Consider the following 24964-nt stretch of genomic DNA (forward strand, 5'->3'; position numbering starts at 1 on the left):
TTTAATTGTAATATATTATGCTAATTTTTTATTATATAAAAAACTAGCAAATATCGTCTATTTGCTAGTTTTCATAATAAGTCTTTTAAATTTACCCCTGATGATTTCATAATTTCTCCCTATATAACAGCCTTTAACTCGCTAACAGACATTTTTTCAACAAGATCATGCATCTTCATTTTATCTCTCATAAAGCTATTGTAGACTTTGTAAGAAGGTTCTTTATCCCCGTAGATTCTCCAACTACAAACTTCTACAAATTCTTTTCTACCATATCCCATAAATCCAAGTACATCTTTTAACGGATATCCAAGGAAAATCCCTATTTCGTGTGGGAATTCTTCTGATTCTAATCTAAACACAAGCTCTTTCATATAATCTTCAAAAGTGTATTCTTTAGCATATCCTAAAAATCTTAAAAAGTTTCTACATTTTTTGTCATTTAAGCATCTATTCATAGATTTTTCATTTATAAATAGTACTCTTTTGCTGTTATCACTTACGTTTATAATTTCATATTTTACCTTTTTGCATCCTTCAAAAAACTCTTTTATCTCTTTTAATTTTCTCTCCTTATCTTCAGCCCCTCCTGGTATATTTACTATCTCAGCTGGCTTAGACCCTAATATTACAGGGCCAATCAATCTTATAATTCTTTTTATATATGATGAATTTGTTTTATTTTCACAACTTTTACTACCACAACTTCCGTTATCACAATCGTTTATACATTTATTGTTCATGCTCATATTAATAATCTCCTTATTGATAATCATTATCACTTTATTTTTATTATATCGCTATTGATATCAATTATCAACTAATTACCAAAATCATTATCAACTTATATTTTTCCATATTATTAATTTTTTGGTTTTACAATTATTTTTTATTTTATGTATTCTTTATTTTTATATTAGGGGTTATATCATGTAGTTTTAGTTTAGTTATAATTTTTAATATTATTTCCTACTCGGAATTCATATTTTTAAACAAAAACTAGCGCTACTTATCTTATAAATCTAATAAATATAAAAAGTGCTACAAATACATTAAATAGAATATATTTGTAACACTTTTTAAACTAAGCTTCTTATATAAAATTATAAATTATTTTTTATAAATCAAGTTTCGCTATATTTTCTTTCATTATTTTAACTGAACTATCGAATTTTGCCTTGTCGTCTTTGTCTAAGCTAAGTTCTACAACTTCTCTTACCCCATTTTCATTTATAACACTTGGTACTGATATGTATACGTCGTCATGACCGTATTCGCCATCTAAATATGAAGATACACTCAGTATACTGTTTTCGTTATCTAGTATAGCTTTAGTTATTCTTGCAAGAGACATACCTATTCCATAGTAAGTTGCTCTTTTTGCTTTTATTATTTTATATGCTATATTTCTAACTTCGTCTTCTATTTCAGTAAGTTCATCGAAAGTTATACCTCTATTTTTAGCTGCAAAGTGGTAAATTGGTTTTGGTCCACAAAGAGCATAACTCCAAGGTACGAATTGTGAGTCTCCGTGTTCTCCTATTACGTAAGCATGGATATTTTTTTCGTTTACGTTTAGCTTTTCACTAAGTGCTGATCTAAGTCTAGCAGTGTCTAAAGTTGTTCCTGAACCGATTACTCTTGATTTATCAAAGCCTGATAGTTTCCAAGCTGCATAAGTCATAATATCTACTGGATTTGTAGCTATTAGTATGATGCCTTTAAATTCTGATTGTTTTAAGTTAGATATTATATTTTTCATTACTGCAATACTTTTATGTATTGTATCTAGTCTTGTTTCACCTTCTAGTGGTGGTGGTCCTGCTGTTATACAAACTAATGATGCGTCTGATAAATCGCTATAATCTCCAGAATATATTTTCATTTTACGTGGGGCAAAACTAAGACCATGGTTTAAGTCTATCGCTTCACCTTCTGTTTTTTCTTTATTTATGTCTATTAAAACTAGCTCTTCGCATGTACCTTGGTTTACCATTGAGTATGCGTAACTCATTCCAACCATTCCAGTACCGATAATTCCTACTTTTGACTTCATATTTCCCTCCGATGTAGTTTTCTTTTTATTTTACCACATTTATCTTATTTTTATTCATTTTTGCATCTCATGGAAATTATTACCTAATAGTTATTTTTCTAATTCTTTTATCAAATCTACATTTGCCTTTTCAATACTATTTAAATCATATTCATAATTAAAACTGTAATCTGGTGTGTACCATGATTTTGCTGAAAAATAATTTCTGTATTTAGCTTTTTTAAATACATAACCATGTCTTGCAAATATTTCATTTCTTATATAAGCTAGCTGTTCTTTAGTGTATCCATAAAGTTCGCTTCTAGATAAGTATCTTACATTACTATCTGGTATAATATATCCACTATTATAACTGCTACTTGAATTATTATTAGAGTTATTATTTGAATAATTTCTAGAATTATTAACTGATTTAGTATTATCTCTATTTACAGAGTTGCTACTATTATTTTTATCATTTAAATTATTACTTTCACTATTTGATACATTTCCCGAATTTACTTGTTGATTTACAGATGCTGTAGCGTTTTTTGTAGAACTAAACCCGTCTTGACTTAAAAATATTCCGCCTACAATTAGTGCAATACTAGCAATTAATACTGGGATTGCAATTTTTAAATTATTGTTTGTTGGCTCTTTGATAGGCTCCCCTAGACTATTCCCACAATTTTTACAATAATACAAATCATTTGAATTTGTAGCCCCACATTTTTCACAAATTTTCATTTTTTATCATTCTCCCCGATTTTTTAAATTTAATATAATTTATATCCACATCGACTGCAAAAAAGTACATCACCTTCTATTATTTGCCCACAATTTGGGCAAGTTCTCTGCAAATTTGTTTGTCTTGGTATATTATATGTATTTGCTTGATTTCTATATAAGTACTCATTATTAGAATTATATGTTACTTCTTTCTTTCCTATTATAATTAAAACTATCGATACTACTGCACCAATTATTCCTAAAACTATCATTGCAATCCCTATTTCAAACATCTAAAATCCCCCTTTTCTGTTAATTTTAGTTTTAAGTTTATATTATATAGTATAGCAAAATATATATCAAAATCTATCTTTAATATAACAAAAACCCAGTAAAATTTAAATTCACTGGGTTTTTATTATATTTCATATTATTATTAGTAAGTTAATATTTCGCAACCATCTTCTGTTACTAATATCATGTTTTCCCATTGAGCAGATAATTTACCATCTTCTGTATAAGATGTCCATTCGTTATCTTGGTCTATATAAAGTTCATATCCACCTTGGTTTATCATCGGTTCTATAGTAAACATCATTCCTGGCACCATAAGAACTCCTTCGTCTGCATTTCCATAGTGGAATACAAATGGATCTTCGTGGAACTCAAGACCTATACCATGACCTCCGAAATCTCTAACTACTGTGTAGCCGTTTTTGTGAGCATGTTCTTGTATAGTCGCTCCAATTACTCCAAGTGGTGTCCAAGGTTTAACTTTTGCTATAGCCATTTCCATACACTCTTTAGTTACTTCAACAAGTCTTTTTGCTTCTTCGCTAACTTCGCCTATCATAAACATTCTAGATGCATCTGAATAGTATCCGTCTAATATTGTCGATACGTCTACGTTTACTATATCTCCTTCTTTAAGTACATCATTTTCTGATGGTATACCGTGGCATATTTGGTCGTTTATTGATGTACAAACACTTTTAGGGAATCCGCTGTATCCAAGTGGAGCAGGTATTGCACCATGTTTAACAGTAAAATCGTGAACTATTGTGTTTATTTCATCTGTAGTCATTCCTGCTTTTATGTTTTTTGCAACTTCGTCAAGTACTGCCGTATTTATTTTAGCACTTTCTTTTATCTTTGCAATTTGTTCTTCATTTTTTATCATATCTCTAGTAGGAACTTGGTAACCAGCTTTAGCGTATTCTTTTAATTTTTCATCAAATTCCATATGGCATTTTTTATATTTTTCGCCACTGCCACACCAGCATTTACTATTTCTTCCTAATAACATATTTTGCCTCCCTAACCCTTAATTATAGGTTTTCTAAGTATATAATTTTTATCAACTTCAATTCCTAATTTCATCTTAACTATTTGTCTAGCATGTGGAGCTGATTCTATTGGCTCTCCATCTTCGTTGTACATTTCTAAAATAGTTGTAAACATAGTTTCTTTATAAGGCCCTATTACTTCTATATCGTCATTTACAGACATTTTATTTCTTTGTTCTACGATTATATATCCATCATCAAGAACATCTCTTACAATTCCTATAAAGTCGTAATTTCTTATATATGAAGCTGATTCGTAGTTGTTTGAATTTTTACCTGGTCTATCTAGGAAAAATCCTGTTGAGAAATCTCTGTGACTTCCTTTTTTAAGTTCGTCTAACCACATTGGATCGAACTTCCAGTTTTCTGGATCTTTATAATAAGCATCAATCGCCATTCTATAAGCTCTTACAGTTGTAGCAACATAGTAAGCTGTTTTCATACGACCTTCTATTTTTAAACTTGTTATACCACTTTCAAATATCTCTGGTATATATTCAATCATGCATAAATCTTTTGTATTGAAGAAGAATTGATAATCTTCATCGTCTAATACATTTTCATATTGTCCGTCTTTTTCTTCAACTAAGTTGTATTTCCATCTACAAGATTGCGCACAAGAACCTTTATTGGCATCTCTTCCTGTAGTATAGTTACTTATTACGCATTTTCCAGAATAACTCATACACATAGCTCCGTGTATAAATGATTCTATATCCATATCTTCTGGAGTGTTTTCTCTAAGTTCTTTAGTTTCTGCAAAAGACATCTCCCTTGCAGTTACTATTCTTTTAGCACCTTGATTGTACCAGAAGTTTGCAGCTACGTAATTTGATGTACTCGCTTGAGTACTTATGTGTATTTCCATATTTGGAGCTGCTTTTTTTACTATGTTAAATACACCGGCGTCACTTACTATAACAGCGTCGACACCTATTTCATCTAATTCTTTTATATAATCAGCTAAACTAATTAAATCCTCGCTTCTAGGGATTATATTAACTGTTACAAATACTTTTTTACCCATGCTGTGTGCAAATTCTACACCTTCTATCATGTCCTCTTTTGAGAAATTCTTAGCAGCAGAACGCATACCAAATATTTCTCCACCTATATAAACGGCATCGGCACCATAGATAAAAGCTATTTTTAATTTTTCTAAATCACCAGCAGGAGCTAATAATTCTACTTCTCTCATGAATTCTCCTTTACCTATATAAAATTTTATATATTTAATTATTACCAATTTTTCTAGTTTAATTTCATATATTATAAATCTCCTAATAGATTATAACATAAAAATGGCGCTTCCATACAGTAATTATCTACTGGTATAAAAGCACCACTTATTTTTATACTATTATACTAGAAGCTCTAGTATTATTATACTACATAAACCATAATTTTAGTATAAATAAAATAGCTAAAGTTATCATAACACCTGATACATGTTTTCTTTCTTCTTTTTTAGCTATTAAATTGTATAATAAATTTATAAATACATAAGATAATACACCTAATGTTAAACCATCACCTATTGAGTAAGTTAAAGCCATTCCAGCTATTGTTATAAATGCAGGAACACCTTCAGTTATATTATCAAATTCTATATGCTTAACTTCACTTAGCATTAAGTATCCAACATAAATTAATGCTGGAGCTGTAGCACAAGAAGGTATAGCTATAAATATTGGCGAGAAGAACATAGCAATTAAGAATAATACACCTGCAGTTAAAGCAGTATATCCAGTTCTTCCTCCTTCTAAAACACCTGTAGAACTTTCAACAAATGTCGTTACAGTAGTAACACCTAACCAAGCACCTATAGTAGTAGCAAAAGCATCTGCAAGTAAAGCTCTACCTACATTTTTAACTTTTCCATCTTCATCAACCATATTTGCTTTTGAAGCAACCCCAACTACAGTACCTACAGTATCAAAGAAATCTACAAATAAGAATGTACATAATATAGTTATAAAGTTAAATGCAGTTTCTGGATTAGTTATATAGCTGAAGTCTAATTTATTTATTATTGGAGCTGGTGATTCAAATTTAAATACTCCATTTGGTAAATATATTTTTAAAGCAGCCGCTGCTTCTGGGTTTATTAATGCAAATCCCCAAGCAAGTAATGAAGAAATTACTATACCTATTAATATAGATCCCTTTACATTTTTCTTACTTAAAACTGCTGTAACAATAAAACCTATACAAGTTATTATAATCGCTACATTAAACTCACCCATTTCTATTAATGTTGAGTCGTTGTTTACTACTAAACCACAATTTATTAATCCTATAAAAGCTATAAATAATCCTATACCACCTGAAACTGCTATTTTTAAGTTTTTAGGTATAGCATTAACTACAGCTTCACGAACTTTAAATAATGATAAAATTATAAATATTATACCTTCAACAAATACTGCTGTTAAAGCTATGTGCCAACTTACACCCATACCAATTACTACAGTATAAGCAAAATAAGCATTAAGACCCATACCTGATGCAAGTGCAAACGGCATGTTTGCTAATATAGCCATTAAAAAACACCCTATCGCAGCACCTAGACAAGTAGATGTTACAAGAGCCCCAGCTGGCATTCCAGTTTCTGATAATATACTTGGATTGACAGCTATTATGTATGCCATTGTTAAAAATGTAGTTAACCCTGCCATCATCTCTGTTTTCTTGTCAATCTCTTTATTCGTTAATATTGGAAACAACTTCTGCATGAATGTTCCATTTTGGTTCATAAAATGATACCTCCTATGATGTTAATTTTCGTCAGTCGTATTTACGAATATTATTTTAAATTATTTAATAAAAAAAGTCAATAAGACAAATAAAATTAATATATTTTTATTTTTCATTCGGATATATTTCGTATTTTTGACTTAAATAAACCTATACTTTTGTATATGATATCTATTGTTCCCTATTTATTATTGCTTATTTATTAATGCTTATTGAAAATTTTTTATAAACATAAAAAATAGGGACTATAGTCCCTATTTTCATTTAAATAATTTGTTTTATCCATTTTTTACTCTAACTCTAAGTGGTATATCAAGTGAGTCAGCTAGTTCTTGTGATTGTCTTATTTCTTCATCTGTTATTTCATCAACTACTGAAAAACATACTTCTTTTATACAAGTTTTGCAGTCTTTTGCAAAGCTAAGCATTGCATCAAATGATTTTATTCCAAAAGCTGGTTTTGCAACTTCTAAGTAAACTTCTTCATTTGGTGCATTTAAACTTATTGATACTGCATCTATTGCATCTTTAAGAAGCACTGCTGTTTTTTTCTTGTGAATTAAATCAGCAAGACCATTTGTATTTACTCTTATTTTTATATTTTTCTTAGTTTTTATGTAATTTGCAAATTCTACAACCTCATTTATTCTCATAAGTGGTTCGCCATATCCACAAAATACAACTTCTTCATACTCGTCTAAATTGAATTTTTCAAGCTCAGCTTTTAACTCATCAATAGTCGGTTCATGATCTAACCAAAGGCTATCACTTCCTCCTACGCTGTCTGTGATGTCTCTTACACAAAACACACATTTACAACAACATAGATTTGTTATATTTACATATAAGCTATTTTCGATTGGATATAATAATGTCATAATACTCTCCCTCTATCTACTATTTTAAAATTTAGTTTTATACTGTATAAATTTATTATACACCTTTTTTATACTTTATTATCTTTATCTATCAAAAAATTGTTTAATGTTGATTTTGTCTAAAACTATTCCTAAGATTATAAATACTATAAAACTTCCTATTGGTTGAATCATTCCAACTGCAGTTATCGCAAATGCTACTGCCATATTTCCAAACATTAAACCTTCTACAAACATATAAAGTACTGTTCCTATTATTCCGGCTAAAAATGCAGCTACTATATTTCTTGTAGTAAGTATTTTATCGCTTTTATTTGAAAAAAGTAAAACTATAATCGGTTTTATCATTAATGTAGGTACTACCCATATAAAAGCACCTGATGTTAAATCTGCAAGACCTGCGCCAATTGCACTACAAACCATAGCGTAAGGTAGTGGAAGAATTGCTGCACTTAAATATATTATTGAATCTCCTATATGTGCATATCCACCATTTACTGTAGGTATATGTAGTATATGTCCTGTAACTAAACATATTATTGCTGCTAATAATGCTGATGTCACTAAATTTCTTGTTTTTGTCGATACATTCTTATTTGTTTTTGTTGTTTCCACAATCTTACCTCCTAAAAAATTATATTTAGATTATAATACAATTTTTAAATGTATTGTATAATCTCAATACAAACTATATATATTTAGGAATTTGTATCGATACAATTATATATTGATTTCCTTAGAAGTAAAAAAACTATGAACTGCTCCAAATTCAGTTCATAGTTTTCATTTTGTAAATTTTTATTTTTATGATATTTAAAATTGCATAAAATAATTAAATACATAACCTATTATTGGATTAAATTTTATTTAAAAGAGTTACCTCTAAACCCCTCATCTTTCAGTTCTTTATCTATGTCTTTTTTCAATTTTCTGTGGTATTCATCTTCTCTATATTCATCTACTATTTCATCTTTTTTGCTTTCTAGGTTGTTAATCACTCCTTTTGCTTCGTGTTTTAAATCTTTTGCCGTATTTTTTATACTATGTCCGACTTTTTGCATACCCTCTTTTACATCATCTTTCATATTTTCCATATGTTTTTTTATACTTGTCATTTTATTTACCTCCTTATTCATATTATTATTTTTCCAAAAAAAATATAAAATATTTATAAGGATTAATAAAATTTAAATATCTTTTTTAAGAGTATATCCTATTCCTTTTACTGTTTTTATATAAGGCAATTTAATTTTTTTCCTTATATTTTTTATATGAGCATCCACTATTCTAGTATCTCCAAAATAATCGTATCCCCAGATACTATCTAATAATTTTTCTCTTGTAACAACTTGCGGGTAATTTTGAATTAAAGATTTTAAGATTTTAAATTCTTTTAATGTTAAATCTACTGATTCATCATCTATTTCAACAGAATATGTCTTTAAGTTAAGTTTAATCTTTTCAAATTCTATGTATGATTCTTTTTGTTCTATTTTCGCTCTTCTTAAAACGGCTTCTACTCTTTTTAACAATAATTTATATGAAAACGGCTTAGTTATATAATCATCACATAACAATTCAAACCCTCTAATTTGATCTTCTTCAGTATTAGCTCTGGTTACAAATATAATAGGAATTTGAGATTCTCTTCTTATCATTGTGCATACAGAAAATCCATCTAAATTAGGAAGATTCACACCTAAAATAATTAAATCATAATCATTTTCTTTATACATATGAATTCCTTCCAAACCATCATCTGCACAATCTACATTATAACCATTAGAGGTCAAAAATTGTTTTAATAATTGTTGACTTGTAAAATCTTCTTGCACTATTAATATATATGCTTTCATCTTCAACCTCCTAAAATTTTCAAAAAGACTAATTTATTATTAATTCACTCTAAATACCAAACCATAACTATCCTAACAAATTATAAAATATTCACTAAAATTTACCTTTAAAAGTATTATAACACAATATCATTTCTAAAAATTTAATTATTTAATTCTTTTTGACTGTTTTATTGTGTTTCCAGTACATTATATTATACCAAAAATATAATAAAAAAGCCCTTTTTTCTAAACATTTTTTTAATATATTATATTTAAATATAATGGAGATAGAGTCAAGATTACTAATATAACAGGTGGGGATATATTAGAAGTAGCTTATATAATGTCTAAAAAGCAAAGAATTTTATAAATATTATACTTATATAGAAGTATTTAAGTATATATACAAAATATATAAGTCTTTAGTAAATATACAAACTAAAAGCCTTTAAATAGATATTTAACTCTATATGAAGGCTTTTTAAAATTATAAATATTTTTTCTTTTTACAATACATAAGATTTAATATCTCTACTTCTTCATATGATACATTTAATAATTTGACGATTATATGTTTTCCGAAGTTGTTGTTTAAAAGCCAGATTATCTCTTGTTGCTTTTGAGCTTCTGTCTTTTTATTTAAATCCCCTTCAAACAAAACCTCCATATAATACTTATGTAGTATTAAGAGACATGGAATAATAAAGTAGTATTTGCATCCTAAAAGACCTATACCTGCTGCAAAATGGGCTACTATCTTATTTATCTTATCTAATTTTTGATATGTACTTTGTTTTTCTTTATATATATTCAGTGCAAAACTCATAAAAAATAATGTTATACATAGTGGGTATAATGTATAACCACAAATCAAACTCAATATGTTTAAATTTGAAGTAGGTATATTGCCCATTACAACAAAGTCGCCATAAACATACTCATATAAACATATAATAAGTCCTAAAATAGCTCCAAAAGCTTGTGCATACATATAAATCTCCCCTCCTTTAAGAAATAAACCTATCTGTTATAATTAAATATATGCTGAATTTGTAATATATATATGTATTAAATTTCTCTTAAAAATATTTATATTTTATTTAAAACGTTATATAATTTATTATAAACTATATATTAGTGTGATATGAAAAAATAATATAATTTATTATTTAGAATAATTGAGACTTGAAAGGATGAATTTATGTTTGACAATTTTGAATTTATTTTTAAGATAGTATTTCTTTGTCTTTCTATAGGGTGGATTGGCAACATATTATTACTGACTTCAGAGAGGCAAATTCTAATAAATCCCCTACTTATATTGATAGCCTCACTTATAATAGTTATGCCCAATGACGCCAAAGAAGTGTTTGGCTTTGAAGCAGATAATGTAAAGATGTTTTTATATATTTTTTACTATGTAGTTATCTTGGTTGGAACTACACTTACAAGAGGGAAAAAAGGTAAATTAAAAAAGAGATAAATTACTATAAAAAAAGACTAATCATTAGTTAAATACAAATGATTAGTCTTTTTATTTTCTAACTTATTAATTTAAGTAACGTAATCTACGACTCGTTGGCGCTATGAGCGAAGTGAATTTTAAGCAACGGACGAAGTCGTTGGCGCCATGAGCGAAGCGAATTTTTATTTATTTTTTTACTTCTATATTTATAGTTGTTGTGGATCTTGGATAGTAATTGTCGTCTATTGATATTTTTATAGTGCAGTTTCCTTTAGATTGAGCTTTTAGAACTGTATCTTTTTCTAAGTTTACTACTTTACTGTCGTCTATTGATACCATAAATGATGCATTTGTGGAGATTTCCTTAGTTACCTCCCAATACTTTTCGTATGAGTCTATGTATTTATATATTAGTTTGTTGACTGATATAGTGTCGCCTTGTTTTAGTGTGAGTTTGTTGTATTTTGGACAAAGCATATATTGATTTTGACCTTGTTTTATAAAGTTTAAGTCGGAGTTTACATCTACGTTATTTTGTATTAGTTGATTTATTACAGTAGAATCTGTTATGTAGTTGTTGGCTAGGTTGATGGATTTTAATTTTTTTAGTTTTAGTATTTCTTCTGGGACTTGTTTTATATTATTATTCCAAAATATAAAGCTATCTATATTTTCGAGATATGATATTCCTGTTAAATCTTCTATATTTTCGTTGTTTGCATTTAATTCACCGGATAAAGAAGCTATTTTGTTTAATGTTATTTCTTGGTGCTTAAAGTTTCTAGTTATCGTATTTCTAAAGTTGGCATCTGGAAATAACTTTTGAAGCTCTTTGTCTGATAAAGCTTTATTTTTATTTATAGCGCATACTTGGTTTAAAGCAGAAGGTATATAAAAAGTGCCGGCTATACTTAGAATTATCGATAATAATATAATAGAACAAAGTTTAATATATTTCATACTAATTCACTGCCATAATAAACTCTATATGACAGTTTCCTCCTTTCAGTTAAAATATATTAATTATTTTCTATTGTTATTATCAACAATCCTTGTAAATAGCCGGCACTTTCGTAACAATAATTTCTACTATTTTATATAGGATTCAATAATTATAGAGGTTTTACTGCTTCTAAACGATGTATTTTTATATTTTGTGACATAAATTTATCTTCGTACTCTGTAGTCACATTTTCAAACTCATCATTATTAGCTAAGTCTAATGATATGTTTTTTAATTTCCAATTGCAATCTGCTACTTCGTTTAATGAGAACTCAAATAAACCTACGTTATCAGTTTTGAAGTGTATTTCGCCTTTATCTTCTAATATAGTAGCGTATTTATCTAAGAAGCTTCTATGAAGTAATCTTCTTTTAGCCCATCTTTTCTTAGGCCATGGATCACAGAAGTTGATGTATATTCTAGATATTTCGCCTTTATCGAAGTAGTCTAATATATTTGAAACATCTGACCATAAAAATACAATATTATTTAAATTAGCTTCAGCTGCTTTTTCAACACCTTTTAATAAAACTTCTTCTTTTATTTCCATAGCTATATAGTTTATATCTGGGTTTTGTTTTGCTAAAGTTGTTATGAATTTACCACGACCTGTACCGAACTCTACATGGATTGGGTTGTTGTTTTGGAACTTTTCGCTCCACTTCCCTTTTAAATCTTCTATATTTTCTCTTATTACATAATCAGTGTAACTTAATAGTTTTATATCTGCACCTTTTTTTCTTCTTCTTCTCAAATTAATTCCTGTCGCTTAGTTTAAGCGGCATTTCCTCCTTAATAATAATTTTGTATTTCTATAATTATATTATTTATTATGTATATAGAAATGCTTATTTTATGCTTATTAATTTTATCATAGTTTTTTAATATATTAAAATATTTATTTAAAAAATAACTTGCTGGATAAAATTTACACATAAATAAAAGCCCGCCAAAGGCGAGCTTCTATTTTAAAATTTAACTATTTATTAGCAACCGCTGCAACCACTGCAACCGCTACCGCACTCAGAGTATCCGTCATCTCTTTGTGGTGGATTGTCTACTGATACAACGAATCCTTGTGGTGGTATTTCAGATATTGTAACGTTACCGTAAGTTAAGTATTCGTTGTCATCCATTATAAAATGTATTCCGTCTAAGTCATAAGATGTATCTGACATTAATTCTTCATCTAAAGCAAGTGAAAATACTGATCCTGAACAAGCGAAACCTGCAAAGTAAACTCTTACGTTTTGTGGTTTGTCTTGATTATTTGCTAATATGTCTCTTAGTACATTTAATGCACTTTCTGGTGCTTGAACTTTCATGTTATCATTCCTTTCTATAATTATTACATATATTAAGTATACAATAATTTGATGATTTTCGGTATATTTTTTAGAAATTCACTTTTCATTTTATTTTGTGTAGTTTTCTTTATATAATACGAACTTATTGCATTTTACAATTTTATTATTTAAATTTTTTATTCTTTTCTTAAAATTAGATTCGTAAATAAAGCGTAGTTGAACTAAGGCGCTTTTTGAATAAATGTTATCGTCGTAAGTTATCGCGTATACATAATCGAAGTTTAATTTTTTAAAAGCATAATCTACCAATACTTGTGCAAGTTCAAAAGAAAGATTATGGCCCCAATAATCTGGATTTATACATATGCCTATTTCTCCATTTTTGTCAGTTGGATATATATTATTAAATCCTACATTTCCTATAACTTTGTTTTGTGTTTTTAAAACAACTGCATAATGACTTACCTTGCCTTTTTGGTAGTTGTTTATAAAATATGACTTTATAAATCTGCGAGTGTCAGATATACTTTTGTGTACTTTGATGGGTAAATATTTAACTACAGCAGGTATACTATAATATTCGAATAGATCTTGTGTATCGTCTAAAGTAATTGGTCTTAATATACAGTGTATAGTTTCTAAAATTTCCATTTGAGGATACATATAAAGCTCTCCCTCTATAAATATTTGAAACCTTATATAATCTCTTAGTATTATCTAGAGTAAGGAGTTCATAATATAATCTATGAAAAAACATATAGTGTAGTTAAAGTTTTGTTGACTTTACCATGTAAATAAATCTATTTTTTTAATCTCGCTTTCTAGTATATCTATATCCATAGTATCCATTATAGTTATGGAAATTATATTTTCATTTACGGGACTTTTAGAAGCTTCTATTACTTTAGAACATACACCTGAAATTGCTTTTCCTTCATCTAATTCTACCCTGATTGTTTTGCCTAAGTATTGATTAAAATCCATTTTTTATCCCCCTTGAATTTATTGTTTTTATGATTTTGTAAGATAAATTATATGCTATTCTTACTTAAATATATTTTCGACTTTGTCTTTTATATTTCCTCTTTTTGTGATAAATTACTTTCTTTATTTTAGGGATTTTCTTTGATGGATTTTCTCGAGTTATTTTGGTGGATGGGACTTTTGGAGGTGGATTTTGAAGTAAAGTGTATGGAAGTTTTCGACTCACTTTTTATAAGTTATATGCTTTGTGGCATAAAATATATACTTTTATGCCATTTTTGAGAAGATAGCTAAATTTCAATATTTATTACATGTTAAAAACAACTTATGTCAGTAAAATGTCAGCTTTTTTACTGATTTTTTTATGGTTTTATGATAAAATATTTATAGAATTATTTTTATTTTTTTAGACTTTATACAAGTTTTCAAACATAAAAATTACTATGGGAGGGGATAATATGAGTTATGCTTTTATACGAAAAAGAAGCAAAAATTACATCGTATATTTAGAATATACAGACGAGACAACAGGCAAAAAGAAACAAAAAAATATGGGATCTTATCCCCTAAAAAGAGATGCATCTAAGAGATTAAACGAACTTAAAGAAGAGATTTATAACGACGATTTAGCTATTCCGACAAACGTAAAATTAGAAAAATATCTAATGGATTTCTTGGAAAAATACAAAGCAAATTTATCGATTACTACATATAATTGTTACGTTAGGATATGCAAAAAATATATAAATCCTATACTTGGAAGTATAAAATTAAACGATTTAAGACCTATTCATATACAAAATTACGTAGATGATTTAGTCGGAATTTTGAGTCCACAGACGATAAAAATACATATAAATATACTTAATTTAGCTTTGAAAAGAGCTTATAAATTAAAACTTGTAAAATACGATATAGTAGATTGCATCGAAGTACCAAAGAACACTAAGTTTAAAAGTGAAGTTTACGACCAAAAAGATATAGCAAAATTATTAGAAACCATAAAAAATACAGACTTAGAATTGCCTATAAATTTAGCTATCGGGCTTGGACTTCGTATATCAGAAGTTCTAGGACTTAGCTGGAGCGATATAGATTTTGTGGAAAATACTATAACAATAGATAAAATCACAGCTAGAGAAAGTGGCAAAGTTATATTAAAAGAGCCAAAAACAGAGTCTTCTAGAAGGACTATCTCCGCACCGAGAGAAGTTATGGCTATGCTTAAAGATTATAAAAGAAAGTATCTACAAGATAAACTTCAAGGTAAGATAAAGGATTGTAATTTATTATTTTTTGATAAAAATGAAAATCCTATAGCCGAAGATGTATTGAGCAAGAAGTTTAGTCGCTTTTTAAAGAAACACAACTTAAAGCATATACGCTTCCACGATTTAAGACATTCACATGTAACTTTACTTATAAATGCAAAAGTACCTATAAAAGTTATTTCAGAGAGAGTTGGTCATTCAAATGTAAATACAACTCTAAATATATATTCTCACACTCTTAAAGAAATGGATCAAGAAGCTTCAGAAAAAATTTCAGAAAGTATATTTAAATTAGGTTAATTAAAAATCGAATCAAAAGTCATAAAAAAGCCACTTCGTATACGCCTTTTTAAGAGGTTTTACTAGTGGCTTTTATATTTATTTATGATATGTGCACTTTAATATCTTAAAATTCATTTTAAAGCCTTTTATTCAAAATTTGATTTTAAAAATTTAAAACAGTTACCTGTAATATAATTATGTAAACTACAGCTGTTAAATCACTAGGTTTGTCGAAAATTTCAATATAATAAAATAGTTTTAAAATAAGGTAGATAGAAAAAATATACAAATAAAAGAAAAGTACTTAATTATAAAAAGGATTATTAGAAACTATTAATAAAACGATAAATTCAAAAGTTTAGATAGTAACGCAAAATAAAAAAGTTGCGATAAATTTTTTATTAGCCAAATTACACAGTGCGACTTTTTTAAAAACGAAAAAACCGAACCTTTTCAAATCAATTTTAAGGTATTTCAAAAATATAATTAATATATTTACTTATCTGTAAGTTCAAAAACCATTACAAAGCCTTTTATAGCGTCTTTTATAAAAATAGCATAAAAAACAAATTTAAGTTTACATAATTATATTGTGGTACACTATACATTCTTTAAAATTAAATTCATAATCACATTTATACAAATTTCTATTGTATTTACACCCATATACATATTACATAATAAATTTTTATAAAAAATAAAAAGTATCTAAATCTATCAAAAGATAAATCTAGATACTTTTAAAACTATATACTCTCTTGTCTTATATTATCTATAATATTTTCTTTGCTCATTTTCTTAAGTGGTATATATGAAGCTATAAAAGTTATAACAAATATAGCTACTACACATATAAGTATCGCTTTGTATGGTATCAGTGTTTGAACTGTAATCATACCTTCTAATATTCTATTCATAAGCACATTCAGACAAATTCCTATTGGAATACCGTAAAGCAGTGAAAGTATTCCGTATAATATACTTTCCATATAAATCATCTTTTTAAATCCTTGAGGCGTTACACCTATAGATTTAATTACTGCGAATTCTCTTTTTCTAAGATTTATATTAGTACTTATTGTATTTATTATGTTGGTTACACTAACTAGAGATATAACTACTATAAATCCATATACGAATATTTTCATAACATTCATAGTTTGTTCAAGTCTTTGAGCTTCATCTATTGAATCTATTACACTCAAGTTATTTTCTTCTGCTACTTTTTTGACCTCATCTCTAGTAGACTTTTCTTGATTTGTAGCTACGCAATATGAACTTGAGCTTGATTCATCATCTGTTATACCAAGTGAAGGTATTAAATCATCATATGCTACTACTCCAAATGATGTTTGTGGGTATTGCATATCTCCTGTTAAAATTTCATCTGTTATAGCTAGTATTTTTAATTTAACTTCTTTTTGCTTTTCATTTCCATCAGAGTCATATGAATATACTGTACAGTTTAAAGTATCTCCTACTTTGTAATTTGTAAGAACTACTTTACCTTTTTTAGCTAGTGATTCTTGATAACTATATCTTACTAAAATTACACCATTTTCAGCTTTAGCAGTTTTTCTATCAAATTTGCCTTCTGATAACTTTATATTTGATATGCTAAAATCTCCAGGAGTATATAATTTACTATCAAAAAAATTATAAGTAGAATTATCCATATCTACATAATCGCTTTGTTTTAAACTTTCTCTTAAATCTTTATTTATATTTTTTTCATCAACATGAACATTTAAATTATAGCCTTTATCAATTGCTACATCTTTTAGACCATTTATTTTTTTAAGTTCATCTATAGTTTTTTGAACTTCCTCTTTGGTAAGCAAGTTATTTTCATATAATGTCAAATCATTTGTAATACTTCCGTAGTTAATTTGATTAGCTTCTATAAACATATCTACAAACCCATTAAATGATATAAAGATTACTATACTTATAACAAGAGAAAATAAAGTAATTCTAAATTTACCTTTATTTCTTCTTAAATTTTTATATGCAAGTTCGCCTTCTGTTTTAAATATCTTTTTGACAAGTTTAGAACTTTTGATTTTTCCAACCTTTAAATTAGAGCTATTTCTTATAGCTTCAAGTGGCGATATCTTAGCTGCATTTATAGCTGGTATTATGGCTGATATAAATATAGTAAGCAGTATTACAAGTGTACTTAAAATTAATACGATTGGGCTAAATACTAATCTTAAATCTAATTCACCAAACATAGAAGTTTTAAAGAATGTTTTTATAACTTTAAATACTATATCGATAGCTACTGTACCACTTAAAAGTCCAATAGGTATTCCAACTATACTCACTAAAAATCCTTCTAAAAATACAAGCTTCATAATTTGAGATTTTGTAGCACCTATAGAATTTAATATACCGAATTGTTTTTTACGTTCGCTTATAGCTATACTAAATGAATTGTATATAGTAGCTATAGTAGCTATTATAACAAGTGAAGCTACTAGACCTACTATAAGTATTAATGTTGTATTTATATTATCGTATGAACTTGCACCCAATAATCTAAGTAAGCCTTCATTATAATTTATATCTTTAAAATATAGAGAAGTTTGTCCATCATAATTATAACTTTTATCTTTTGGGTCATCTTTTTGAACTAATCCTATGTTTTGCCCAATTGATATAGCTGTATTATATATATCCTTAGGATTTTTTGTGCATATAGAAACATCGAATTTATCTTTACTACTTACAGCGTTTATATCAAAACCTGCTAGTGCAAAAAATTGTGAATTATATGAAAGTGGAGTCTTATTTAAAATACCTACAATTTTATAAGTATTTTTTTGTGGATTTATTAATTTTGGTATATCAGTGCCTTCTGTATATTCTAAATCTCCAATTTCAAAAGTTACTTTATCACCTATTTTTTTATTTAAATGCTTTAATAATCCCTCACTTACTACTATTTCATTTTTATTTTTGGGATATTTTCCTTCTTTTAAAGTTAATCTATAGCTTTCTATTTTATTTTTATCATAAGCATTTATATATAATTCTATATTTTTTTCTTTATCTAAAATAGTTCCTCCGAGACTTTGGCTATAACCATATCTTGTTACATTTGATGATTTTGTTACAATTTGTGCTTTTTCTTTGTCTATATTGCTAAATGTGGCATAAAAATCACCGCTAACTTGTATTTGACCTCTCATTTGATAATCCATAAAGCTTGTACATATATTGCCTATACCGCATATAAGTGCAGTTGCAAGGATTATTCCGATTATTGTTACTAATGTTCTTCTTTTATTTTGTTTTAAATATCTTAGTGTAAGTGAAGTGTATAAATTCATCTATATCACCTCGTCGCTTTTTATTATTCCATCTTCAATAGTTATAACTCTGTCAGCTTGTAATGCTATATTTGTGTCGTGAGTTATCATTATTAAAGTTTGGTTGTATTTTTTAACAGATACTTTCAGAAGCTCAACTATTTCTTTTGAGTTTTTGCTATCTAAGTTACCTGTTGGTTCATCTGCAAGTACTATAGATGGTCTGTTTATTAACGCCCTTCCTATCGATGTTCTTTGTTGTTGTCCGCCTGAAAGCTCACTTGGAAGGTGATTTTCTCTTTCTTTTAAATCTAGTGTTTTTAATAAATCTTCTAGATATTCTTTATCTATTTTTCTATTGTCTAATTCTGCTGGAAGAAGTATATTTTCTTTTACTGTAAGAACTGGTATTAAGTTGTAAAATTGATATATAAGTCCTACATTTCTTCTTCTGAATATAGCTAAGTCTTTTTCTTTTAAGTCGTATATATTTATATCGTTTATAAATACATTTCCGCTAGTCGGTTTGTCTACACCACCTAGTAAGTGAAGTAGTGTACTTTTACCACTTCCACTTGGGCCGACTATAGCGATAAATTCTCCTTTTTTAATACTTAAATTTATATTTTTAAGCGCATCTACTTTAGCCTCGCCTTTTCCATAACTTTTTGATAGATTTTCTACTCTTAGTAATTCCATTTTATCCTCCCTAAAATATAATCATAATTTAAATTAACTTTTCAGTAATGATTTCTTTATGTTTTAATTATTATACTTATATTCTATATTTATTATCTTACAGTCAAGTGAATTTGAAAATTACAATTTAGTCACTTAGGTTGGAAATTATAAATTAGCCACAAACCAGCTAATATATAATTTCCTTTCAATTAAAAAATCCAGTAGGCTTAAGATATCTACTGGATTATTATTTTTAATTAATTGTATCTTTTATGAAATGTAATATGAAACTCAGAACCCCTATTTTTTTTACTTTTTACATATATATCTCCGTTTTGGCTTTCTATAATCGATTTTGCCATAGCAAGACCTATTCCAACACTGTCACTTTTGCTATTTTTACCTTTATAAAAACGTTTAAATATATTTTGTATATCGTCTTTATCTATACCCTCCCCATTGTCTTTTATTATTATTTCTGAGTATATAGGGTTTTCTTCATAAGTTATATCTAAGGTTCCACCTTCTTTTGTATGTTCTACACAGTTTTTGATTATATTGCCTAAAGCTTCTGATGACCATTCTATATCACCTATATAAGAAGCTTCTTTATCTCCATTTATATTTAAACTTATATTTCTAAGTTCTATAGGCACGAGCAAAGGACTAATTGATCTTTTTATCAGTTCATTTATATTTACTTTATCTGTTTTAAAATCTATAACTTTAGCTTCTAGCTTTGAAAGTTTTAACATGCTTTTTATCAGCCAATCCATACGAGATAGCTGAGCATTTGTTCTATCTAAAAATTCGATTTTCTTTTCTTTATCTAAATCATTATACATTAAGTCAGTCAATAACATAAGTGATGTCATTGGTGTTTTTAGCTGATGAGATATATCCGATATTGTATCGTTTAAAAAGATTTTTTCGCTGTGTAAAAGGGCCACCTTTTCTTTTAATACAGTTGTCATCTTCATAAGCTCTGTTTTTAAAAGTCCCATTTGGCCTTCTTGATTTTTGTTTTTCATTTGATATTCTCGACCTTCTGAACTATGATATACATAATCAGTCATATCTTTTATATCTCTATAGATTTTTATAAAGAAATAAAATGAAATTGTTATTAAACATAAAAAAACAAAAGTTATAAATAGTATATTTATTTTTAACATTTTATAAATGTTATTTTGCACAATAGGTTCTTGAGATAAATTAGTTGAGCTATCATAATTATATTTTTGTAATACTTTGGCTCCAAGGTCAGTATTTTCTTTATTTTTAGCTTGTGTTATTACAGACACTATATCTTTTTCTAATTCTGGATATTTTGACACTATATTTCCTACTATCGCTTGGTTGTTTTGTATTACATCAGCTTTAATTATATTTAAATTTAATGTATTTACAAATATAGATAATATTATTGTTATTAGAAATAAAGCAATAATACTTATATTGTATTTTTTAATTTCTGGATTAGATAGTATTCTCATTTGTATCACTTCCATTCCACTTATACCCAACACCTCTTACTGTTAAGATATATTCAGGTTTTGATGAATCTTCTTCTATTTTTTCGCGAAGTCTTTTTATATATACACTAAGTGTATTATCGTTTACAAAGTCATATGTAACATCCCAAAGTTTTTCTAATATTTGAGCTCTTGTAAGTACTACATTTTTATTTTGAATTAATATTAAAAGAAGCTTATATTCAGCTGAAGTTAATATTATTTCTTCATCATTTTTAAATACTCTAGCTTCTAATGTATGTATAGATATATTTTTAAACTTTATAATTTTTTTGTTGTCTTGTATTTTACCCTTTCTTCTGAGAATTGCATTTATTCTAGAGATAAGCTCTCTTACCCTAAATGGTTTTGTTATATAGTCGTCGGCTCCTATGTCTAGTCCCATAACTATATTAACTTCTTCATCACAGGCACTTAAAAATATTACAGGAGTATCTTCATCATGTTTACGCAAGTCTTTTAGAAATTCGTATCCATTTCCGTCTGGAAGCATTACATCAAGCAATATTAAGTCGTATACTTTTGTGCTTACTATTTCTCTAGCTTGATTTAAGTCTGAAGCAATATCTAAATTAAAGCTTTCTTGTTCGACTGCATATTTTACAGCAAATGCAATTGTGCTATCATCTTCTACCATAAGTATATTTCTCATATTTATTCCTTCTTTATATAATTTATTTTAATTAATAGTATTAAAATATGTTTTATAATACTATTCTTAGTTGTTTATATATTATAATATTTTATAAAGTTAGTAAATATTTAATTTATAAAATAAATATTTCAAATATGTAATTTAATATGTTTATTTTATAAAATTCGTTTTAATCATGGCTCCAACGAATTGGAGATTCCGTTACTTTAGTTAATAGGTTGGAAATTAAAAAAGATGGCCATAAGCCATCTTTTTATTCGATACTTCCTAATCTAGAATATTTATTTCTAGCTTTTAATAGAAGATCTCTTACATATTCGTTTTTATGTTCATCTTTTTCTAATAAGTTCATTATCAGCATTTCACATTCTTTAGCAGTTTTTTTACCTTTTAAATAAAGTGATTTATTTATATTTTCTATTTCAGATTTTATATTTTCAAATATAGTATGTTCTAAATTAGTTATAGAAATTGTTCTTTCGTTTATATCTATAATTTTATTATTTCCGACATAAGCATCGCATAATTTAGATTCAATCGATGCACAACCAGATTCTTCGTTTATTTCGATACATATATTTATAAATTCAGTTTTTTCCTTAGCTTCTTTTATAGATTTTGAGCCTACATGGTTATGTGTTATTTTACCAGTGTATTCTTCTAATATAGAAAAACATACTGTATTTACATTAGCATCTACCTCATAAATATCTACACAACCTTTATACTTGGCACTCGGGAAAATCTCCATTATACTGCTTTTAATTTCTCTGTAATTTGGATATTTTAAATTTTGTGTGTCAAGAAGTAGCTTTCCTAGAGATTTTATTTTCGATTTTAATTCAACTTCATCTATAGTTTGTGTAGAGTAATTTTTATAATGCTCTATATACTCTTCATTTTCTTCTTTTTGAGCTGTAACAGCGTCGATATAGTGATTTAAAACTCTATTATCTTCTTTTACAGCGTATATTGTCTCTATGTTTGAGTTGAAATATTTAAGTTCATTTTCATTATCTAAATAATCTATACTTACATATGCTTTTAATATTGCTTTATTTTCTATGTTTTTTTCTATATCTATATAAAGATCGTATATTCTTAGATATTCTTCTATAGTTTTGACTTCTGTCCATAATTCTGTTTTTCCAAATTCATCTTTATAATCTTCATTGACTTTAAAAGTGATTTTGCCTAAATTATCTTTATAACTTAGAAAATCTGTCAGTATTTTTGCATTTGGGAAAATTTCTTTTATTATATATTCAAGCTCTGAAGCTGTTTTATCTTCAAACAATCTAAGCCCTAGTTGCTTTATTTTTTCACTTAATGTTGTCTTGTTCATTTTTGACCCCCTATTTTAATACTCATACCTATTGTACCAGTATTTATATATAAAGAATAGTATTTGTTTTGAAAAAATAGTAATATTTATTAATAATTTAATTCAAAAAAGGGTGAACACGTTATGTCCACCCTTTTAATAAGTTTAATTTAAATTCTATCCTATTTTTTTATCAACTCTAACATTGCTTTTAGTTTTTATAAAAGCTCCAACAACTCCACCTAAAATTGCCGGCAACACCCAGTTAAATCCATATTGAGCTAGCGGTAATTTTGAAAGTAAATTAGATATTTGAGTTAATGTAAATAAGCTGCTTCCTACTGATAATATACTTACTAATAATGTAGTATAAGCTACCCCTTTAAATACATTGTCATTTGAAATATATTTATCTAAGAAAGTTGTAGCTATTATAGCAACTAATACTGGACAAACAATTTGTAGTATTGGTGCAGAGAATTGGATTATTGTACTTACACCGAAGTTAGCTAATACTAAACTAAATACAGATACACCTATTACTATAGATTCATATTTAACTTTGCCATTACTTATAGTTGAGAAGTAAGTTGCTGTTGAAGAAGTAAGTCCTATAGATGTTGTCAAACATGCTAGAGAAACGATTATTCCTAATACTATCTTACCTGGTTTTCCTAATATAGCATTAGTTATAATAACCATTAAAGTAGCTTGTGGTGTATCAGCACCATAAGTAGTAGATAACATAGAACCTAAATATGTAAGTCCTGCATAAACTACTGCTAAGAATATTCCTGATATTACTCCAGCTTGAAGAGTTAGTTTGATTTTTTCTTTAGAATCAGTGTATCCTCTTTGAGCTATAGCTGTTATTGCTACTGTTGAAAATGCAACAGCTGCTAATGTGTCTAAAGTTTGGTAACCTTGTTCTACCCCTTCAGCAAATAAATTGTTTTCTATAAGTTGAGTATTACTTACATCTCCTATAGGAGTAAATATACCCATTACTATAAGTAGACCTAAACATAATAAAAGTGCTGGTGTTAAGAATTTACCTATTATATCTACAACTTTTGATGGTCTTATTGTAAGTAATAATGTAAGTCCAAAGAAAACTATTGAAACAATTAATTTTGCTATTGGTGATTCAAATCCAAGTATAGGCGCTATACCCATTTCATAAGTTGTTGCACCATTTCTCGGTATTGCAAGTAATGGTCCTATACATAATATAGATGCTATTATAATTGCTCTGGCAAACTTTTTGCCCGCTCTGCTTAAAGTTAAATCTAGATCCCCATCAAATTTAACAGCAGCCATAACTACTACAAGTGCTAGAATTATATCTGTTAATATAAATCCTGATAATGAAATTATCCAGCTATCTCCTGATACTAACCCTAAATACGGTGGAAATAGTAGATTTCCTGCGCCGAAAAACATCGAGAAAAGCGCAAATCCGACTACTAATACGTCTAATGCTTTTTTGTTATTCATCTTATCCTCCTATGATTTAATAATATAATTAATTTAAAAATTATAATATATATTATAATACAA

At 27.5% G+C, this 24964-nt stretch carries 25 protein-coding genes; 2 read left to right on the forward strand and 23 right to left on the reverse strand.

Annotated elements, in window-relative coordinates:
• Window positions 1–119: 119 nt before the first annotated feature.
• The 12 genes from RDX53_RS08755 to RDX53_RS08810 all read right to left on the reverse strand — a co-directional run bounded on the left by RDX53_RS08755 (window position 120) and on the right by RDX53_RS08810 (window position 10574).
• On the reverse strand, window positions 120–749 hold the full coding sequence (locus RDX53_RS08755) for a DUF3793 family protein (RefSeq protein ID WP_307993990.1): 630 nt from the start codon (window positions 747–749) through the stop codon (window positions 120–122).
• A gap of 368 nt (window positions 750–1117) precedes the next feature.
• Window positions 1118–2056 carry an L-lactate dehydrogenase gene (locus RDX53_RS08760; RefSeq protein WP_295677222.1) on the reverse strand — a complete coding sequence of 313 codons (939 nt, stop codon included), beginning with the start codon at window positions 2054–2056 and terminating at the stop codon, window positions 1118–1120.
• A gap of 90 nt (window positions 2057–2146) precedes the next feature.
• Entirely contained in the window at window positions 2147–2782 is a 636-nt protein-coding gene (locus RDX53_RS08765; protein ID WP_307993991.1) for a YARHG domain-containing protein, read from the reverse strand.
• Between the two features lie 29 nt (window positions 2783–2811).
• Window positions 2812–3057 (reverse strand): zinc ribbon domain-containing protein, encoded by a 246-nt coding sequence (locus RDX53_RS08770; RefSeq protein ID WP_295762745.1) that lies wholly within the window; start codon window positions 3055–3057, stop codon window positions 2812–2814.
• 143 nt (window positions 3058–3200) lie between these two features.
• Window positions 3201–4070 (reverse strand): methionyl aminopeptidase, encoded by an 870-nt coding sequence (locus RDX53_RS08775; protein WP_195929757.1) that lies wholly within the window; start codon window positions 4068–4070, stop codon window positions 3201–3203.
• Window positions 4071–4081: 11 nt separating this feature from the next.
• Window positions 4082–5308: a U32 family peptidase gene (locus RDX53_RS08780; protein ID WP_295677227.1), complete on the reverse strand. Its 1227-nt coding sequence runs from the start codon at window positions 5306–5308 to the stop codon at window positions 4082–4084.
• A 190-nt stretch (window positions 5309–5498) separates the two neighbouring features.
• The gene (locus RDX53_RS08785; RefSeq protein WP_195929755.1) at window positions 5499–6866 is read right to left on the reverse strand and encodes an NCS2 family permease; all 1368 of its coding nucleotides are present in this window, start codon (window positions 6864–6866) and stop codon (window positions 5499–5501) included.
• 279 nt (window positions 6867–7145) lie between these two features.
• Window positions 7146–7745 (reverse strand): TIGR04100 family radical SAM protein, encoded by a 600-nt coding sequence (locus tag RDX53_RS08790; RefSeq protein WP_295677229.1) that lies wholly within the window; start codon window positions 7743–7745, stop codon window positions 7146–7148.
• An 84-nt stretch (window positions 7746–7829) separates the two neighbouring features.
• Window positions 7830–8360 carry a TIGR04002 family protein gene (locus RDX53_RS08795; protein ID WP_295677231.1) on the reverse strand — a complete coding sequence of 177 codons (531 nt, stop codon included), beginning with the start codon at window positions 8358–8360 and terminating at the stop codon, window positions 7830–7832.
• A gap of 248 nt (window positions 8361–8608) precedes the next feature.
• Window positions 8609–8860: a hypothetical protein gene (locus RDX53_RS08800; RefSeq protein WP_307993992.1), complete on the reverse strand. Its 252-nt coding sequence runs from the start codon at window positions 8858–8860 to the stop codon at window positions 8609–8611.
• A gap of 72 nt (window positions 8861–8932) precedes the next feature.
• On the reverse strand, window positions 8933–9601 hold the full coding sequence (locus RDX53_RS08805; RefSeq protein ID WP_307993993.1) for a response regulator transcription factor: 669 nt from the start codon (window positions 9599–9601) through the stop codon (window positions 8933–8935).
• Between the two features lie 469 nt (window positions 9602–10070).
• A complete protein-coding gene (locus RDX53_RS08810; protein ID WP_195931795.1) occupies window positions 10071–10574 on the reverse strand; it encodes a hypothetical protein in 504 nt (167 codons plus the stop codon).
• A gap of 330 nt (window positions 10575–10904) precedes the next feature.
• Here RDX53_RS08810 and RDX53_RS08815 point away from each other — a divergent pair, with 330 nt between their 5' ends.
• Entirely contained in the window at window positions 10905–11066 is a 162-nt protein-coding gene (locus RDX53_RS08815) for a hypothetical protein (RefSeq protein WP_295762575.1), read from the forward strand.
• 168 nt (window positions 11067–11234) lie between these two features.
• On the opposite strand, the gene RDX53_RS08820 is transcribed toward RDX53_RS08815, so the two are convergent.
• From RDX53_RS08820 to RDX53_RS08840, 5 genes are all read right to left on the reverse strand, one after another.
• The gene (locus RDX53_RS08820) at window positions 11235–12008 is read right to left on the reverse strand and encodes a hypothetical protein (protein ID WP_295575908.1); all 774 of its coding nucleotides are present in this window, start codon (window positions 12006–12008) and stop codon (window positions 11235–11237) included.
• 152 nt (window positions 12009–12160) lie between these two features.
• On the reverse strand, window positions 12161–12805 hold the full coding sequence (gene trmB, locus RDX53_RS08825; RefSeq protein ID WP_195931798.1) for a tRNA (guanosine(46)-N7)-methyltransferase TrmB: 645 nt from the start codon (window positions 12803–12805) through the stop codon (window positions 12161–12163).
• A 232-nt stretch (window positions 12806–13037) separates the two neighbouring features.
• Entirely contained in the window at window positions 13038–13376 is a 339-nt protein-coding gene (locus tag RDX53_RS08830; protein ID WP_295575910.1) for a Fe-S cluster assembly protein HesB, read from the reverse strand.
• A gap of 90 nt (window positions 13377–13466) precedes the next feature.
• A complete protein-coding gene (locus tag RDX53_RS08835) occupies window positions 13467–14009 on the reverse strand; it encodes a GNAT family N-acetyltransferase (protein WP_295575913.1) in 543 nt (180 codons plus the stop codon).
• Between the two features lie 132 nt (window positions 14010–14141).
• Window positions 14142–14342 (reverse strand): hypothetical protein, encoded by a 201-nt coding sequence (locus tag RDX53_RS08840; protein ID WP_295575915.1) that lies wholly within the window; start codon window positions 14340–14342, stop codon window positions 14142–14144.
• 458 nt (window positions 14343–14800) lie between these two features.
• Here RDX53_RS08840 and RDX53_RS08845 point away from each other — a divergent pair, with 458 nt between their 5' ends.
• On the forward strand, window positions 14801–15913 hold the full coding sequence (locus RDX53_RS08845) for a site-specific integrase (RefSeq protein ID WP_195931324.1): 1113 nt from the start codon (window positions 14801–14803) through the stop codon (window positions 15911–15913).
• A 728-nt stretch (window positions 15914–16641) separates the two neighbouring features.
• On the opposite strand, the gene RDX53_RS08850 is transcribed toward RDX53_RS08845, so the two are convergent.
• From RDX53_RS08850 to brnQ, 6 genes are all read right to left on the reverse strand, one after another.
• On the reverse strand, window positions 16642–19230 hold the full coding sequence (locus RDX53_RS08850; RefSeq protein WP_307993994.1) for an FtsX-like permease family protein: 2589 nt from the start codon (window positions 19228–19230) through the stop codon (window positions 16642–16644).
• Window positions 19231–19908: an ABC transporter ATP-binding protein gene (locus RDX53_RS08855; protein WP_022071555.1), complete on the reverse strand. Its 678-nt coding sequence runs from the start codon at window positions 19906–19908 to the stop codon at window positions 19231–19233.
• Window positions 19909–20147: 239 nt separating this feature from the next.
• Entirely contained in the window at window positions 20148–21401 is a 1254-nt protein-coding gene (locus tag RDX53_RS08860; protein ID WP_295575779.1) for a HAMP domain-containing sensor histidine kinase, read from the reverse strand.
• Window positions 21370–22077, reverse strand: a complete 708-nt coding sequence (locus RDX53_RS08865) for a response regulator transcription factor (RefSeq protein WP_195931321.1) — start codon at window positions 22075–22077, stop codon at window positions 21370–21372. Before RDX53_RS08865 ends, RDX53_RS08860 begins: the two co-directional genes overlap by 32 nt.
• Window positions 22078–22333: 256 nt before the next feature.
• Window positions 22334–23425, reverse strand: a complete 1092-nt coding sequence (locus RDX53_RS08870; RefSeq protein ID WP_307993995.1) for a hypothetical protein — start codon at window positions 23423–23425, stop codon at window positions 22334–22336.
• Window positions 23426–23581: 156 nt separating this feature from the next.
• The gene (gene brnQ, locus RDX53_RS08875) at window positions 23582–24901 is read right to left on the reverse strand and encodes a branched-chain amino acid transport system II carrier protein (RefSeq protein WP_307993996.1); all 1320 of its coding nucleotides are present in this window, start codon (window positions 24899–24901) and stop codon (window positions 23582–23584) included.
• Between the last annotated feature and the right edge of the window lie 63 nt (window positions 24902–24964).

This window comes from uncultured Intestinibacter sp. (assembly GCF_902468165.1).
Classification (GTDB): Bacteria; Bacillota; Clostridia; order Peptostreptococcales; family Peptostreptococcaceae; genus Intestinibacter.